The sequence below is a fragment of the Parasphingorhabdus sp. genome (assembly GCF_059726685.1).
Genome location: NZ_AP041068.1, coordinates 2,733,990 through 2,749,718 on the forward strand (window position 1 = coordinate 2,733,990; position 15,729 = coordinate 2,749,718).

General features: G+C 53.9%; 12 protein-coding genes and 1 tRNA gene. 6 read left to right on the top strand and 7 right to left on the bottom strand.

The annotated features are described in order from the left end of the window. Positions 1-95: 95 nt before the first annotated feature. Positions 96-169, bottom strand: a tRNA-Cys gene (locus tag AC6I9Z_RS13455). A 238-nt stretch (positions 170-407) separates the two neighbouring features. On the opposite strand from AC6I9Z_RS13455, the gene AC6I9Z_RS13460 reads away from it, so the two are divergent. The 6 genes from AC6I9Z_RS13460 to AC6I9Z_RS13485 all read left to right on the top strand — a co-directional run bounded on the left by AC6I9Z_RS13460 (position 408) and on the right by AC6I9Z_RS13485 (position 8,808). Further along, a complete protein-coding gene (locus tag AC6I9Z_RS13460) occupies positions 408-1,061 on the top strand; it encodes a protein-L-isoaspartate O-methyltransferase family protein (RefSeq protein WP_461456287.1) in 654 nt (217 codons plus the stop codon). 43 nt (positions 1,062-1,104) lie between these two features. After that, on the top strand, positions 1,105-2,568 hold the full coding sequence (locus AC6I9Z_RS13465; protein WP_461456288.1) for a TolC family outer membrane protein: 1,464 nt from the start codon (positions 1,105-1,107) through the stop codon (positions 2,566-2,568). A 97-nt stretch (positions 2,569-2,665) separates the two neighbouring features. Continuing rightward, on the top strand, positions 2,666-3,235 hold the full coding sequence (locus AC6I9Z_RS13470) for a DUF2497 domain-containing protein (RefSeq protein ID WP_461456289.1): 570 nt from the start codon (positions 2,666-2,668) through the stop codon (positions 3,233-3,235). Positions 3,236-3,282: 47 nt separating this feature from the next. After that, entirely contained in the window at positions 3,283-5,376 is a 2,094-nt protein-coding gene (locus AC6I9Z_RS13475; protein ID WP_461456290.1) for a S9 family peptidase, read from the top strand. Then, positions 5,373-6,044 carry an enoyl-CoA hydratase/isomerase family protein gene (locus tag AC6I9Z_RS13480; RefSeq protein WP_461456291.1) on the top strand — a complete coding sequence of 224 codons (672 nt, stop codon included), beginning with the start codon at positions 5,373-5,375 and terminating at the stop codon, positions 6,042-6,044. Before AC6I9Z_RS13475 ends, AC6I9Z_RS13480 begins: the two co-directional genes overlap by 4 nt. Positions 6,045-6,075: 31 nt before the next feature. Then, entirely contained in the window at positions 6,076-8,808 is a 2,733-nt protein-coding gene (locus AC6I9Z_RS13485) for a valine--tRNA ligase (protein WP_461456292.1), read from the top strand. A 71-nt stretch (positions 8,809-8,879) separates the two neighbouring features. Here the strand turns inward: AC6I9Z_RS13485 and AC6I9Z_RS13490 are convergent, their stop codons facing one another. From AC6I9Z_RS13490 to AC6I9Z_RS13515, 6 genes are all read right to left on the bottom strand, one after another. Then, positions 8,880-9,317 carry a hypothetical protein gene (locus AC6I9Z_RS13490; RefSeq protein ID WP_461456293.1) on the bottom strand — a complete coding sequence of 146 codons (438 nt, stop codon included), beginning with the start codon at positions 9,315-9,317 and terminating at the stop codon, positions 8,880-8,882. A 130-nt stretch (positions 9,318-9,447) separates the two neighbouring features. Continuing rightward, a complete protein-coding gene (locus AC6I9Z_RS13495; protein ID WP_461456294.1) occupies positions 9,448-11,163 on the bottom strand; it encodes an ATP-binding protein in 1,716 nt (571 codons plus the stop codon). Between the two features lie 110 nt (positions 11,164-11,273). Further along, positions 11,274-12,047, bottom strand: a complete 774-nt coding sequence (locus AC6I9Z_RS13500) for a TIGR02186 family protein (protein WP_461456295.1) — start codon at positions 12,045-12,047, stop codon at positions 11,274-11,276. Beyond that, positions 12,044-12,958, bottom strand: a complete 915-nt coding sequence (locus AC6I9Z_RS13505; RefSeq protein WP_461456296.1) for a sulfite exporter TauE/SafE family protein — start codon at positions 12,956-12,958, stop codon at positions 12,044-12,046. The genes AC6I9Z_RS13500 and AC6I9Z_RS13505 overlap by 4 nt, the downstream gene beginning before the upstream one ends. 92 nt (positions 12,959-13,050) lie before the next feature. After that, on the bottom strand, positions 13,051-14,163 hold the full coding sequence (locus AC6I9Z_RS13510) for a hypothetical protein (protein WP_461456297.1): 1,113 nt from the start codon (positions 14,161-14,163) through the stop codon (positions 13,051-13,053). Positions 14,164-14,167: 4 nt separating this feature from the next. Further along, on the bottom strand, positions 14,168-15,592 hold the full coding sequence (locus AC6I9Z_RS13515; protein ID WP_461456298.1) for a glycosyl transferase family protein: 1,425 nt from the start codon (positions 15,590-15,592) through the stop codon (positions 14,168-14,170). Positions 15,593-15,729 lie beyond the last annotated feature (137 nt).

Below are 15,729 nucleotides of genomic sequence, written 5' to 3' on the forward strand. Positions count from 1 at the left end.
ACATCTCTTTGGGCGAGCTCACGCCGACGCCAGACGTCAATGCTTGCAACCGCTCTGCCTTTTGGCAAGAAACGGCATGTGGTTGAGAAAAGTTTTGGAGGCCCGAGCCGGAATCGAACCGGCGTACACGGATTTGCAATCCGCTGCGTCACCACTCCGCCATCGGGCCGGAGAGGGGGCGCAATTGCTTCGCTTTGCCGGCAATGTCAACCCTAACTTATCCCGGTGTGCGTTTCATGATGTTACGCAAAAGTTGCTATCATTGGAAAAACGCCGAAATCCGTCTTGGCTGCGTCGGCAAGTGCGGCTAGAAGCTAACAGAATATTTCCATACTGTATTGCGTTAATAATACAGAGATGGCATGGTTCGTTTTTGAAATATACTAATACACATCAAGGGTGGTAAAGTGGGTCACGAGAACTTCAAGGAAATGCGCAAAGCGATGGTTGTCAGCCAGCTGCGGACAACCGATGTCAGCGACCCTCGTGTCATTGCCGCGATGAGCCATGTTGCACGGGAAGATTTTGTGCCTGCCGCATCACGCAGTGTCGCCTATTCCGACCGTGGTGTAACCATCGGCGACGGACGCGCATTGAACGCGCCACTCGCCACGGGGCGCCTGCTGAATACGGCCGAATTGAAAAAGGACGACAATGTTCTGCTGATAGGGGCCGCGACAGGTTACACCGCTGCGGTAGTCGCACAACTTGCGGGTTCGGTCGTCGCCGTAGAGCAGTCATCAAAGCTTGCGACTAAGGCGAAAAACAACCTGAGCGAACTCGACAATGTCCAGGTTGAAAAAGCGAGCCATAGTGATGGTTTTGCTGAAAGCGCACCTTATTCTGTGATCATTATTGACGGCACCGTTGATGCCATATCGAACGCGCTGGTCGAACAACTGCAACCCGACGGCCGGCTAGTGGGAGCGATCATGGATAACGGCGTCGCGCGTCTTGTCATCGGGCACAAGGCAGGTGGCACTATTGGGTATCAATATTTCGCAGATTGCGGTGGCGTCGCCCTGCCCGGCTTTGAACAAGCCAAGAGTTTCAGCTTCTAAGATGCGGGTATTCTTGCAAAACTTCCCAGGGAGACGTTTTTCAATGTGTAAGCGCCATCTGTTGCTTAGCGCCGTCGCCGTTGCGACGTTCTCTACTCCTGCCCATGCTGACACTCTGCGTGAAGCTTTTGTCGCTGCCTACAAAACGAACCCGACATTGTCCGGAGCGCAAGCGGGGCAGCGCGCGGAAGATGAGAATGTTGCTATCGCCAAAGCCGATGGGCGGCCGAATTCAGGATCCCGCTTCACCTTTCAGGAAAATTTTCTTCGAAACTCGAACAGTTTTAACGCACCTCTTCGGCAAGCAAGCGCAGGAGGTGAATTCAATGTGCCAATCTATTCCGGAGGCAGGGTAAAAAATGCTGTGCGTGCTGCTAAAACGCGGGTTGTCGCCGGTCAATTTAGCCTGCGAGGTACCGAGGCCAGCTTGTTCAGCAACGTAGTCGCCGCCTATATGGATGTGATGCGGGATGAGGCCGTTGTGCGGCTCAATCGCGCCAATGTCGGTGTTCTAGCCGTCAATCTGGAAGCGACCAGTGACCGTTTTGAAATCGGTGATCTCACGCGTACCGATGTTGCCCAATCCGAATCGCGCTTGGAAGTTGCCAAGGGAGAATTGGAATCTGCACGCGCAAACCTGATCACGAGCAAAGAAAATTATATTGCCTTAGTAGGACAGGTTCCCGGTGAGCTGCAATCACCACCACCACTTCCCAATCTACCAGAATCACCCGATGAAGCCGTAGATATTGCCTTACAACACAATCCCGACCTGCTTGCAGCCAAAGAACGAAGCGCAGCATCTGAAATCGATATCAAAACTGCAAAAGGCGCGGTCAAACCTACAGTCGAGGCCTATGCTCAGGGTAGCTATGTCAATTTCCTTAACACGCTCGGCGGCAATGTTCCGGGCGTGAACTTTGTTCAAGAGCAATCGAACGCAGAAGCTGGTGTGCGCATGACTGTTCCAATCTATCAGGGTGGACGGCCAGCGGCGCAGGTGCGACAGGCACAGGCGCGATCGGGTCAGGCTTATGAACAGCTTATAGAGACAGAACGCAACATCATCGCGCAAACACGCGCCGCTTATTCCAGCTGGCGCGCATCCGAGCGAGTCATCCAGTCGTCGGAGCGAGCCGTGGCAGCCAGCGCGCTGTCCCTGGAAGGCGTCAGAGCTGAAAATAGCGTAGGCAACAGAACCATCCTCGACATTTTGAACGCGGAACAGGAATTGCTCAACGCACAGGTGCAATTGGTAACAGCGCGGCGCAACAGCTATGTGGCAGGCTTTACGTTGCTGGCTGCCATGGGCCGTGCGGAAGCTCGTGATCTGGGTCTTGAAGGCGGCCCACTCTATGACCCGCAAGTCAACTATGACCGAGTTAAAAACCAGTTCTACGATTTTCAATCGGACCCAAATCCTGAACCCCAGGCGACCCGGACTGTAGATACACCCGCACAAACGGCTGACATAGAGCCCTTGCCGGAGTCGAGAGAAAGCGAATAAGACCGGGCGGCTAACGGTTGCCGATCTAGAGGTTAATGCGCTAAAGAGATTGGACAACTAGCGGCTTTAACATTTTTTGAGTTTGGGGCTTTTGCAAATGGCAGAACAAAATAAAGAATCGTCCATGGAAGAAATTCTGTCGTCGATTAAGCGAATCATTGCCGAGGACAAGGCGATTGACACAGACCGCTCTGCCGAAAAAAATGAAGATACTGAGCAAGGCGAAGATGCTGCATCGCACTTGAAGCCTGTTCCCAACAACGTAACACCTATCGCACCGCTGCCAAAAAATATTGCGACCAAAAGCAGTAAAACCAAAAAACCCACTGTGAAGACCACCGGCGATGATGACAGCGTTCTCGAACTAACCAATGAGGTGAAGGACACCGGACCATCCTCGGCTCAAGGTGTTTTCGGAGATCGCCGTAAGGAAGAACGGTTGATTAATGATCAGAAGCTCGATTCTATGCGTCAGTCCTTGTCAGCGTTGGTCGCTATGGAGGGATCCAGCACCCCGGCTCCAACAAACCCCAGTCGTGGCACCTCTCTGGAAGACCTCACCCGAGACCTGATGAGACCGATGCTGAAAGAGTGGCTGGATGAGAATTTACCAAAGCTGGTCGAGGAAATGGTTGCTCGTGAAATTCAAAGGCTGAACGACAAGTAATTTCAATCCCAATTGCTATAGCGCGCAGGCCTGCTAAACCGGCGTTTATGAACAATCTATCCAAAGCATCATGTATCGCCTTGTTGATCACAGGCGCGCTTTTGTCCACCCCCGTGGCTCTTGCTCGATCAATGACAGCAGAAGACCTCGCCACGCTGAAACGCGTTGGTTCTGTGACTGTTTCGCCCGATGAGAAATGGGCCGCTTTTGGCGTAACTGAAACTGATCCGGAAAGCTATGAACGCTCAAAGGGGCTTTACCTGCTTGACCTGACCAAGCCAGATGCGGTTCCCTTGCGTATTGCCGACAAAGCGAGCGCAAGTGAACACAGCCCTTCCTTTTCTACTGATGGAGGTTTGCTCTACTACCTTTCCGATGCCAGTGGAACAGAACAGCTTTGGAAGGCTGCGATAACTTCTGATGGACAGGAGGACGAACCGGTGCAGGCTAGCAACCTCCAAGCCGATATCGCTGGCTTCAAACTATCCCCCAAGGGCGACAAGGTTGCGGTCTGGGGAGATATCGCCAAAGATTGCCCGACATTTGGTTGTGGTAAAGCTGAAGGTGGTGATGGTAATAGAGCCCTGCCCGGTCCTGGTACAGGCCGTGAATATGGAAATCTGTTCGTGCGCCACTGGTCGAGTTGGGAAAAGCCCGGCAACTACAGCCGGATTTTTGCCTTTGATTTGCAAGATGGCAAGCTCACCGGCAAGGGAACTGCACTAGATGGCGATCTTATAGGCGATAGTCCTTCAAAACCCTTTGGCGGCGGAGAAGAAATTTCCTGGTCTCCAAGTGGAAGGGGCTTGGCCTTCACACTGCGCAAAGCAGATCGCAATGAACCCAAATCAACCGATCTCGACATTTACGGCGTCGCCCTTTCCAGCGGCGAACCGAAACTCATGCCAGGAAACGGAGACGCAACAGATACCTTGCCTGCTTTCTCTCCGGATGACCAATGGCGGGCCTGGGCGGCAATGGAACGCCCGGGTTACGAAAGTGATCGCAAGGTCATCAAACTGCTCGGCAAAGGTGAAGAGGAACCCAGGATACTAACCGGCGACTGGGATCGCTCTGTCAGTTCGATCACATGGACACCGGACAGCAAGGCGCTGATTGTGACGGCTCAGGAAATTCTCGACTATGCAGCCTTTCGAGTGGACATTGCCGATGGCAAGGTCACTCGTCTGACCGGAAGTGGCAGTGTCGGAAATATCACGCCGTTAAAAGACGGATCGATGATTTTCACCAGAAAAAGCCTGCAAGCACCGGATGATATCTATCGCCGGGATGCTGATGGAAAGGTTACGCAGCTTACCAATATTAATGGCGAGAGGCTGGCGGAGATTAGCAAAGTTGCTGTGGAACGCTTTAGCTTCAAAGGTGCTGGAGGCCATCAGGTCTGGGGTCAGATCATCAAGCCGAAAGGCACCAAGGAAAAGCTACCGATGGCGTTTTTGGTGCATGGCGGGCCGCAGGGCAGCTTTGGCGATAGCTGGTCTTATCGCTGGAATCCCAAGGTCATGGCCGCGCAAGGCTATGCTGTGGTGACAATCGATTTCCACGGGTCATCGGGCTATGGTCAGGAGTTCATGGACAGCATCAATCAGGACTGGGGCGGAAAGCCGCTTGAGGACCTGCGTTTGGGTTACGAAGCGGCACTGAAAGTTGACAAACAGATAGACGGGACACGATCCTGCGCACTGGGTGCCAGCTATGGCGGCTATATGATGAACTGGATTTCGGGCCAATGGCCGGATCGGTTTGACTGCATCATCAACCATGCCGGCATATTTGATCTGCGCAGCTTTGCCTTTTCCACCGAAGAATTGTGGTTCGATCAGTGGGATCATGGTGGGCCCTGGTGGGAACGCGCTGATCCGGAAAAATGGAATCCGGTCCAGCATATCGACAAATGGAAGACACCGACCTTGTTCATCCATGGCGAGAAGGATTTCCGCATTCCCTATACGCAGTCAATAATGCCGTTCACCTATGCACAGGAACGAAATATCCCATCCAAGCTTTTGATTTTCCCTGATGAAAATCACTGGGTGCTCAAAGGCAAGAATAGCATCCAATGGCACAACGCGGTGTTCGACTGGATGGGCCGCTGGACCAAGGAAGGCCAAAGCGAATGAGCTTTTTTCCCACCGAAACTGACGGCGACACCGTAATCGTCACCCTCACCAACGCGCCGCGCAATACGTTGTCGACTGAGTTGCTCAACGAGGGCACGGAAGTATTCCGGAAGTTGTCACAGGACAAACCCAAAGGTGGCGTGGTGCTAACGGGAGCGGGCGAACATTTTACCTGCGGCATGGACACCAAAATTGCAGCATCCCTCGATGAGACTGGGCAAAAGCAAGCAATTGCTGCGATCAACGCTTATGCCGCATCGCTCCATCGCCTGCCCTGCGCATTTGTATGCGCGGTCAATGGTAACGCCATTGGCGCTGGCGGGATCATGATGTTGTGCGCTGACTGGATTTATGCCGCCTCTGGCCACTATAAAATCGGACTGCCCGAGGCCAAGGCCGGACTGCCCTTCCCGCCCGTGCCGCAAGCGATATTGGATCATTGGCTGGAACCCTCATGGCGGCGGCGCTTGGCACTGTCGAGCATGTTGCTGAAACCCAATGAGGCCATTGGTGCTGGCATGGTCGAAGCGACCCTGATGCCTGGCGATTTGATCGAAAAGTCAGTGGCAAAGGCGCAAGAGTTAAATGCACAACCGGGATTTGCCGCCTGCAAACGGCAATTACGGGCCAAAGCCAATGCCGAAATTGACGCAATTTTGCACGGTTGAATAACAGCGCAAGCGCTGGCAAAGGCAGCGCATGACATTAGATAAAAATTTCGACCCGGCGGCCATTGAAGCGCGCTGGTATGCACATTGGGAAAAATCCGGCCAGTTTCGCCCTGAACGCGGCGATGCGGAGCCATTTACGATCGTCAATCCGCCGCCCAATGTCACCGGAAGCCTGCATATTGGCCACGCGCTCGATAACACGTTGCAGGATATCATCATCCGTCACGAAAGGCTGAAGGGCAAGGATGCGCTTTGGGTGGTCGGCATGGACCATGCCGGCATTGCGACCCAAATGGTTGTCGAGCGGCAGATGGAAGAACGTCAGGACAAGCGCACCAACTATACGCGCGAAGAATTTGTCGAAAAAGTCTGGGAATGGAAAGAGGAATCCGGCGGTGCGATCACCGGACAGCTCCGCCGTTTGGGCTGTTCAATGGACTGGTCGAACGAGCGGTTCACCATGGACGACGGCATGAACGAAGCCGTGCTCAAGGTGTTCGTTGATCTCTATAATGATGGCTTGATCTATCGCGACAAGCGGCTGGTCAATTGGGACCCGTCGTTGAAAACCGCGATTTCCGATCTGGAAGTCGAGACTACGGATATGAAAGGCAATTTCTGGCATTTCAAATATCCGCTGGCTGATGGCGTAAAACTCGACAATGGACAGGACTATATTGAGGTCGCGACCACGCGGCCCGAAACGATGCTGGCCGATATGGCCGTCGCCGTGCACCCCAGCGATGAGCGCTATAAAAGCGTCATCGGCAAAGAGATCGAGCAGCCGATTACAGGACGCCGCTTCAAGGTTGTTGAAGACGAACATGCCGACCCAGAACTGGGTAGCGGCGCGGTGAAGATCACACCGGGCCATGACTTCAACGATTTCGAAGTCGGGAAGCGCGCCGGTTTTGCGGCCAGCGAGATGCTCAACATGCTTGATGGCGAAGCCAATGTTTGCCAATCGGCCGACGGTCTGGTGCCGGACGAATTTATCGGCCTTCACCGGTTCAAGAAAGACGGCATCGATGGCGCGCGCGAACTGGTGGTGCAGCGGATGAAGGAACTCGGCTTCCTGATCCCGCATGTTTCTAAAAACAAGGACGGTGAGACGCAAGAGCATGATGCCGAGCCGCGCACCATTGCAACGCCTTTTGGCGATCGCGGCGGTGTGGTGATTGAGCCTTGGCTGACCGATCAATGGTATGTCGATGCCGAGACATTGGCGCAGCCAGCGATCAAGGCCGTCCGCGATGGCAGTATCGAGATTGTCCCGAAAACCTGGGAGAAAACCTGGTTCAACTGGATGGAAAATATCCAGCCTTGGTGTGTGTCGCGCCAGCTTTGGTGGGGGCACCGGATACCAGCCTGGTTTGATGAAGCCGGTAAAATCTATGTCGCTGAGGATGAGGCAACCGCGCAAGCACAAGCCGGCGAAGGTGTCGCGCTGACCCGCGATCCCGACGTTCTCGACACATGGTTCTCCTCTGCCCTCTGGCCTTTCGGAACGCTCGGATGGCCCGAAGAAACCGAAGACCTGAAGCGCCATTACCCGAATGATCTGCTGATCTCCGGCTTTGACATACTGTTCTTTTGGGATGCGCGAATGGCGATGCAGGGCATACAGTTTATGAAGGACGTACCTTGGAAGCGGCTCTATCTGCATGGGCTGGTGCGCGCCGAAGACGGCTCGAAAATGTCCAAGTCCAAGGGCAATGTTGTCGATCCGCTCGGCTTGATTGACCAATATGGTGCAGACGCCTTGCGTTTCTTCATGGCGGCAATGGAAAGCCAGGGCCGCGATATCAAAATGGATGACAAACGGGTCGAAGGCTATCGCAACTTTGCGACCAAGCTCTGGAACGCCTCGCGCTTTTGTGAAGTGAATGGCATTGGCGCGAGCAAAACGCTCCGCGCGCCACAGGCCAAGCTGCCGGTCAACCGCTGGATCATTTCCGAGGCGACCGAAACGCTGGCCACCCTCGACAAAGCGTTGGGTGACCTCCGCTTTGATGCAGCCGCCAACACCATTTATCACTTCACCTGGGACCGGTTCTGCGACTGGTACCTGGAGCTAATCAAACCACTGCTGCAAGGTGATGATGCGGCTGCGGCAGATGAAACGCGGGCGGTTGCCGGTTGGGTGCTCGACCAGATCATTGTGATGCTGCACCCGTTCATGCCGTTTATCACAGAGGAACTGTGGCACAGCATGGCTTCCGAAACCGGTGGTCGGAACTATGATCTGATTGTCGCGAAATGGCCGGAACCGAAAGCGGAAATCGATGCCGATGCCAAGGCAGAAGTCGACTGGCTCATCCGCCTGATCTCGGCAACCCGTACAGCAAAGGTCGAACTCAATATCGCGCCGGGCACGAAGATGACTGCCCATGTTCGTGATGGCGATGATGCCCTGCAGCAGCGGATTGAGCGGCAGGCATCTGCTCTGGATCGGGTTGGTCGTTTGGAGAGTTTCTCCTTTGATCCAGCACCTGAGGGCGCAACCGCACAGATTGTTATCGATGGTGCTACCTATGTCCTACCGCTGGCCGGTGCGATTGACATTGATGCCGAAAAAGCACGTCTCGGCAAAGCGCTGGAAGGCGTGTCCAAAGAAGCCAAGTCTCTCGAAGGCAGGTTAGGCAACGCCAATTTTGTTGAGAAAGCTAAACCGGAAGCGGTGGAAAAAGCCCGTGCCGATCTCGCCGACAAAAGCGCGGAAGCGGAACGGCTGCGGGCGGCGCTTGCACGTTTGGGTTAGCCGCTAACCGCCAGATCCGTCATCTTGAACTTGATTTAGCATGGTCAAGACGGTCTGGTTTTAGCCTTGCCCTAATTCGTATCGCCGCGCCGCATTTTCTCAGCCGCTTTTCGCATTTCCGCCGCACCTTCGCGCATCTCGGCGGCACCGCGGCGAAACTCGGGCGCTTGTGCCAGCAGTTCATCTGCCGTCAAATTGCCTTCGTTCCACTTGTTCCGTTTGGCGGCTTCAGCCTCACGAAAGGCCGCATCACTTTCCAGCCGGTCGGCATAGGCTTCCATCTTGTCGGCGCCGCGCAGCATTTTGTCCGCGCCTTTTTCCATTCCGATCGCGCCCTTTGCCATACCGGCGGAAACCTTGGCTTCGATCTTCTTAGCCAGATTTTCGCTCCATTTTTTGTCGAACTTATGCTTGCCATCATGCGCCTTGCTAGCCGCAAACGGGATCACGGACGTCATGGCAATCAGCGCCAGCCCTGCAATTGCTCCCGTGAATTTTGCATTTGTCATTTCTGTTCTCCATCCAAACTGACCGGGCATCATGTCCGGCCCATTGACTACAGATGTAATCGAATGGATCGAACGCGCTATTGGTCTTCGACCAACAACCTATGAACAAAGATAAAAGTTGGCCTGGGGATTAACGCCCCTGACTTCTCCAGCGCTTGATAACCCGTTGGATAATCTCTTCCTCGCCGCCGTTTTCGCGCCACAGTTCGCTGAACATCGGATCTTCCGACGCAGGACGGCGTTCTTCGACCAGCGTATCAAGCGATACGCGAATGGGAATCGCGACACCCTCACCGCAGCAAATAACCTCTCGGTTTCTCAGTGCAGGAATGGAGTCGAGAAAACCGCGTGCACCCTCTGGCATGGCGGCTTTCACGAAGGCTTGGTCACGATCGTTGTTCAGACGCATGGACAATATGGTACCACATTGCGACAACACACCCTCGGCCAAATCCGATGGACGCTGCGTAATCAGGCCCAGCGAGACGCCATATTTACGGCCCTCCTTTGCAATCCGGCTCAAAATATCGCGGACACTGCTGTCGCCGCCGACATCATCATTGGGGATGTAACGGTGGGCTTCCTCGCAGACCAGCAGGATCGGACGCTGGGGTTCATTTTTTGCCCAGATGGAATAGTCGAAAACCAGACGGCTCAAGACAGCGACCACAGTCGGTGTAATCTCCGAAGGTACGGCTGATACATCGATAATCGAAATCGGTTTGCCGTCGGAAGGCAGGCGGAAAATTTTCGACAGGAAGTCTGCCATCGTATCGCCAACCAGCATGCCGGAGAACATGAAGCTGTAGCGTGGATCGGCCTTGATCTCGTCAATCTTGGTCTTCAGCCGCATGTAAGGCGCCGAATTGGTGGACTTGTCCAGTTTACCCATTTCATTTTGGATGATCGTCGTCAGATCGGACAACAGGTAAGGTACCGGGCTATCCACGGTCAGCTTAGCCACACCCTGCGCGGCCTGGCTCTTGGCCTTCGCGGCCAGCAGACATTTTGCGAGAATGTCACAATCCATCTGTTTGGCATCACCAGTGGATTGCACAAATACTTCGCAATGCTCGCGAAAGTTCATCAGCCAATAGGGCAGATTCAGATTGTTCACATCGAACAGGCGTCCGTTACTTTTAAAGGCTGCTGAATATTCACCGTGGGGGTCGATCATCAATATGTGACCCTCTGGCGCGATGTCGCAAATCTTGTGCAGGATCAGCGCGGCCGATGTCGATTTACCGGTACCGGTCGATCCCAGAAGCGCGAAATGCTTGCCGAGCATGGCATCGACATATAGCGCACCGCGAATGTCGTCGGTGGGATATACCGTACCGATTTCAACATTGGCGCGGCCATCGGATGCGTAAACCTGTTTCAGATCAGCGGTCGTAACCGCGTAGATCAGCGAACCGGGAACCGGATAACGGGTCACACCACGGCGGAAATTATAAATATGACCGGTGAGCCGTTCTTCATCGCCCTCGCCCAGAAAGTCAATTTCGGCAATGATCAGGCCGGCCTGACCTTCGTAAAGTTTCTGCGTGCGGATGTTGGCGAGCAACCATGTCTGTCCGACACGGATTTTAACCTGACTACCGACCTGCCCAGCCATTTTTACGGTTGCGTCGGGATGTTCAGTCAAACTGCCCAGAACCGCTGCATCCATGACGATGCGAGAGCCTGATCCGGCAATTTCAATGACTTCACCAATCTTGTGCCCTTCAGACCGCTTCGGCGTCGCTGTTGGCGCAGATGTGGCCACCGGTTCGGCCGCTACGTCATCATCATCGGAAGGAAGCGGGCGAGCGGCTGGAAAACTATGAGAACCCATATCAGACATGAAGGCACAATCCTGTATTGTTTATCTACCGGCAGGATTAAGCCATCATGGTTAAGGAAGATTTACCGGCGTTTCAAAAAGGTAAACTGTTGGCGAACTATGCCTTTGCGTCAGATTTTCCGGAACAGATAGCCTGCGGCCCAGCCCAGAATGACGGAAATCAGAACCGCCAAAAGGCCGTAGATAAAACCGTTTTCCTGTGACAGGTTAGTGATGAACCGTCCCAACCCGATTTTTTCGATGGTAATGTCTTTGATTTCAGCCGCTTCAACGCGGCCATCAATGATCAGGAACGTCTCGGCAGAATATTTACCAACGGGCACACTGGCAGGTAAATTGATGCGTGCCTGATAAAGGACGGAATCAGTAATTTCGACGCTGTTGGGCAGATTCTTGTACAATCTGCCGCGCGTGTTCAAATCCACCAGACCATCGGTAAACCGGTCCAGTTCCTTGCTGTCGATGGCGCTGGCGGGTGACAATTGCAGATGATCGAGACCAAGTTCATAAATATCGGCCGTCTTGTCATCGACAATCTCTTCCACCGGCCGCGAGGAAGCAACGGCATAATAACCGGGGGCGGAGCGAAATTCGCTGCTTGCAGCGTTGATCCAGATTCCCGCTACCTGCTGCTTTTCGCGCAGTACAATAGATTCTGTCGGGCCTTTGAGCACGACGACAATATCGGCCTGATCACGGTTGGGCGTGCCGGGTGGATAAGTGATCGCACCAAATAACAGCAGCTGCGCGCCGTTAAAATCACCCTGGATACTGATCTTGTCCTGCGACACATCAGGCACCAGAACCGGCGTGTTCGCCGCGGTCAGAAACAGGGCACCAAGAGCGCATGATATCGTCGCGAATTTTGATCTCAGCCCGGTCATAACAACTGCACCGTGTAAATCTCGTCCGGCTGGAAACCAAGCCCCAACGCCATGCGAATGGCAACCAACAACACCATGACAGCCAAGGCCAGCCGCAGATATTCCGGCCGCATCCGCTGCGCAAATTTCGCGCCAAGCTGCGCGCCGGTGACACTGCCGATCAGCAGCAGACTGGCCAGAACGATGTCTACTGCTCTCGTTGTCATGCTGTGCATCATGGTTGAGGCAATGGTGACAAACAATATCTGAAAAAGCGAAGTGCCAACCACGACCTGCGCGCCCATGCCGAGCAGATACAGCATCGCCGGAACCATTATAAATCCGCCGCCAACACCAAGTAGCATTGTCAATATCCCGGTCATCAGGCCGAGCACGAAAGGCGCGATGGGCGAGATATAGAGCCCGGAACGATAGAAGCGCCATCGCATCGGCAGGTTCGCGACCAACGGATGATGCCGCCTTTTGCGCGCTGGTAACGGCTTGCCGGAGCGAACCGCCTTGACGCTGCCCCAGGATTCTTTGGCCATCATTGCGCCGATACTGCCGAGCATCAGGACATATAGTACGGAAATTACGGTATCAATCTGACCCCAGCGCTGTAGAATCTGGAAAAGGCCAGTGCCTATCAAGGTACCAACAATCCCGCCAACCACCAAGATTGCTCCCATCCGAAAATCAACGCCCTTCCGGCGCATGTGGGCCGCAACCCCGGAAATACTGGCACCCGTAACCTGTGTTGATGCCGATGCGGCAGCGACGGTTGGCGGAATGCCATAGAAGATCAAAAGCGGCGTGGTGAGGAAACCACCACCAACACCAAACATGCCGGACAGGATACCCACCAGGCCGCCGAGCAACACGATAACAAACGCATCGACCGACAAATTGGCTATTGGGAGGTAAATATCCATATTTCCAAGGACTAATCCCTTTTCGTTACAGGATAAAGGGACTTGACCTAACTATGGTCAAGAATCTTTGAGAAACCCGAAACACAAGATCATCAAAACCCCGTTGCGACAGTTACGGCCAATCCGGAATCCGGCAGTGCATTCCCGCCAACTCGCTGCCGCCAATCTAGTGAAAGTCGCGTATCCAACTTACCTAGCGGGATATGAAGATTGGCCCGCGGTCCGATATCGACGCGCGTCAATCCTTCTTGCCCTCCAGCCCAGATCCCGGCCCCGGCCGTAACCTTATAGTCACCGCGCGCCCATAACCTGCGCTGTAAGGTCGCCGAAGCATCAAAAAAATAGCTGCTATCATCGGCAAAGACAAAACCTGCCTGCCCATAGGTTTCCAAATTGAAATCGGCCAACAGCCTATCCGGCCCGGTTCCTCCCGCCAAGTAGACCGATGTCCCGCGATTGCGAAAATTCTTTGCACCTAGCCGTTGTTCAGCAAATACGGACAAGGGCAGCTTGGTGATAGGCTTGGCCCTTATACCGATCGCCAATTCCTCTTCACCAGCGGTGGACAGGGCAGTCGACAGGCGAACAAAAGTCGATAGGCTGCGCCGCTGGTTCCCCGCCAGTCGATAGGCCACAATGGCTCCTGCCTGGCTCCCGCCATATTGTCCGCCCGGCGATTGCGCAATTGGTGCCGCCGCGCCGAACTGTGCCAGACCGTTATTTTGCCTAGCAAAGGCCCAGAGGTAGCCAGATAGAGGCTTTGATGACGGAAGTAAGCCGGCAGCTCTTTTGGAAGCCGAAACCTCAATTGGTGATATTGACGGTATCGACTCCCCAACACCCTTGGAGTTGGGCGGTTTTAACGGTTCAGATTGTTTTTTCACGAGTAACGCCCTTTGTAGCCATTTGCCGGAAATGCCCGCCACCAAAGACGGCGCCTTTTGGAAGTGAGCCTGTCCTTGCCCTCGATCACCTAGCGGTTCCGGCTCACGGCTGATTAAGGCAATTTTATCAAAAACAGCCGGTGGCGGGATCAAGGGTTTGACGGCGTTTTCACCTTGCGGCACGCTAGCATCAATTTTTGCGGCCATTGCTGGCTGCAAATTCGCAGAGGGAAATATCGCTTCCCAAACAATCCGGACCGCTATCCAGAAGATAGCAATAGTGGAGAGCGCTCTCAAAGGAGCACCTTTATTGATGGACATGGGTTTATTGGCTCCGGCGGATGTTTTCGGTTGCTCTTAGCCGCTTGACGTTGGCAGTATCGGGATGAAAGTGGTTTGTTTTTTCCCATCTGGCCGGAGCACCGGAAAGAATTTGCAGATACTGAACAAGCGCACGCTTGGCCGCCAATATGTTGATCATATTGGCTACAAATGTTCGAGGAACCGAGAGCAAGGCTTCGCGCAATCCGTAAAGCGCAAATACAAAATAGCCTTTGATTGCCAGTCGCCACAACAAAAACAGGGCATTGAACGCAAGCATGGTTTTCAGCAAACCAGAAACCGGTCCGGGCTGATAAAAGCCGGTCAGGCCGACAACATATAACAATCCCGTCAACAGAATTGCGATGTAGGCCAATGCCAGAATTATGGCTGCGAAACTGGCTTTGCGATCGCGCAGGCGCATCCAGTTTTCACGCCAACAGGCTTTCCATCCGAGCCGATCCCAGCCTGACAAGGCGATGCCGATCATCCAGCGGCTTTTCTGTCTTATCGCATCTTCAAAATTGTCCGGAAAAAATTCCTGTGTAGCCACCCATTGACCATGTCGATCTTTGAGCCGCGCAAAAATTCCGCGGGCGTCGCCTTCGGTAAGGTTGATGCCAAGTTCGTAATCCTCAGTAAGACTGGACGCGTCAAACGGGTTGCCCTGGGTTCGGGCGGACAGCTTACCGAGAGCACCCCGGCTGAAAGCACATCCCACTCCTGCCGCCGGGATGGATACACCAAGCGCTTCTCTCAACACCATTTGTTTGCCGTGCAGTTCAGCAAACTCGTCGCCATAATGACCCGCCACCCATGTCGAGCGCGAAGCGCGGCGCGGAATGACCGGTATCTGTACAAGTGATGCGCGGTCGATCAGATAGTCGAACAATTCCAGAGCATTGGGGTGCACAAGATCCTCCGCATCCTGAAGAATGATGGCCTTGTAGCCGGTCGATTCAAGAATCTCGTCTTCGCATAGTGCTCGCCACAATCGGTTCAGACAATCCGCTTTGGACGTCGGGCCATCATGGTCGCAAATAATGATACGGATGTTCCGCGCACCGGCCGCCACATCCGCTACCGCCGCGATTGTCTCATCATCATTGGGGTAGCAGCCGACGTAGATACGATAGTTGCCCTGACCCCATTGCACCAAACATCGTCGCAGCATGATCCCTATAACGGCGGCCTCACGCCATGCCGGCACAAATATGGCAAGCGGTTGATCCTGGTCCGAAGACGGCAGTTGCTCGACAACGGCACGATCATATTGGCTGTAGATCAGGAATTTTCGTTTCGCGGAATGAACGATCCACATCATGTCAAATATGATGTCGTCAATGGATCCGATGATGAAACACAAGCTTGCGAAAAGCAGCAATTCCTTTTGTACGACCTCAACAGCCGGTAGAAAATAATCATTCATTTGTTGCGACGCCCCCGTCGTTTCAGCAATATTACCAGTCCAATTCCTCGCCTGAAACAACAATGCTGCAACCGCTGCCTGCGGAAATGAGCCTACCGAGATATATATCCATGTAACATAATGTAACATATTTCAAA

Bases quoted from the DNA above. Each gene is read 5' to 3' on its own strand.
- AC6I9Z_RS13465 (WP_461456288.1), top strand. From the start codon at position 1,105: ATGTGTAAGCGCCATCTGTTGCTTAGCGCCGTCGCCGTTGCGACGTTC.
- AC6I9Z_RS13470 (WP_461456289.1), top strand. From the start codon at position 2,666: ATGGCAGAACAAAATAAAGAATCGTCCATGGAAGAAATTCTGTCGTCG.
- AC6I9Z_RS13475 (WP_461456290.1), top strand. From the start codon at position 3,283: ATGAACAATCTATCCAAAGCATCATGTATCGCCTTGTTGATCACAGGC.
- AC6I9Z_RS13480 (WP_461456291.1), top strand. From the start codon at position 5,373: ATGAGCTTTTTTCCCACCGAAACTGACGGCGACACCGTAATCGTCACC.
- AC6I9Z_RS13485 (WP_461456292.1), top strand. From the start codon at position 6,076: ATGACATTAGATAAAAATTTCGACCCGGCGGCCATTGAAGCGCGCTGG.
- AC6I9Z_RS13490 (WP_461456293.1), bottom strand. From the start codon at position 9,317: ATGACAAATGCAAAATTCACGGGAGCAATTGCAGGGCTGGCGCTGATT.
- AC6I9Z_RS13495 (WP_461456294.1), bottom strand. From the start codon at position 11,163: ATGTCTGATATGGGTTCTCATAGTTTTCCAGCCGCTCGCCCGCTTCCT.
- AC6I9Z_RS13500 (WP_461456295.1), bottom strand. From the start codon at position 12,047: ATGACCGGGCTGAGATCAAAATTCGCGACGATATCATGCGCTCTTGGT.
- AC6I9Z_RS13505 (WP_461456296.1), bottom strand. From the start codon at position 12,958: ATGGATATTTACCTCCCAATAGCCAATTTGTCGGTCGATGCGTTTGTT.
- AC6I9Z_RS13510 (WP_461456297.1), bottom strand. From the start codon at position 14,163: ATGTCCATCAATAAAGGTGCTCCTTTGAGAGCGCTCTCCACTATTGCT.
- AC6I9Z_RS13515 (WP_461456298.1), bottom strand. From the start codon at position 15,592: ATGAATGATTATTTTCTACCGGCTGTTGAGGTCGTACAAAAGGAATTG.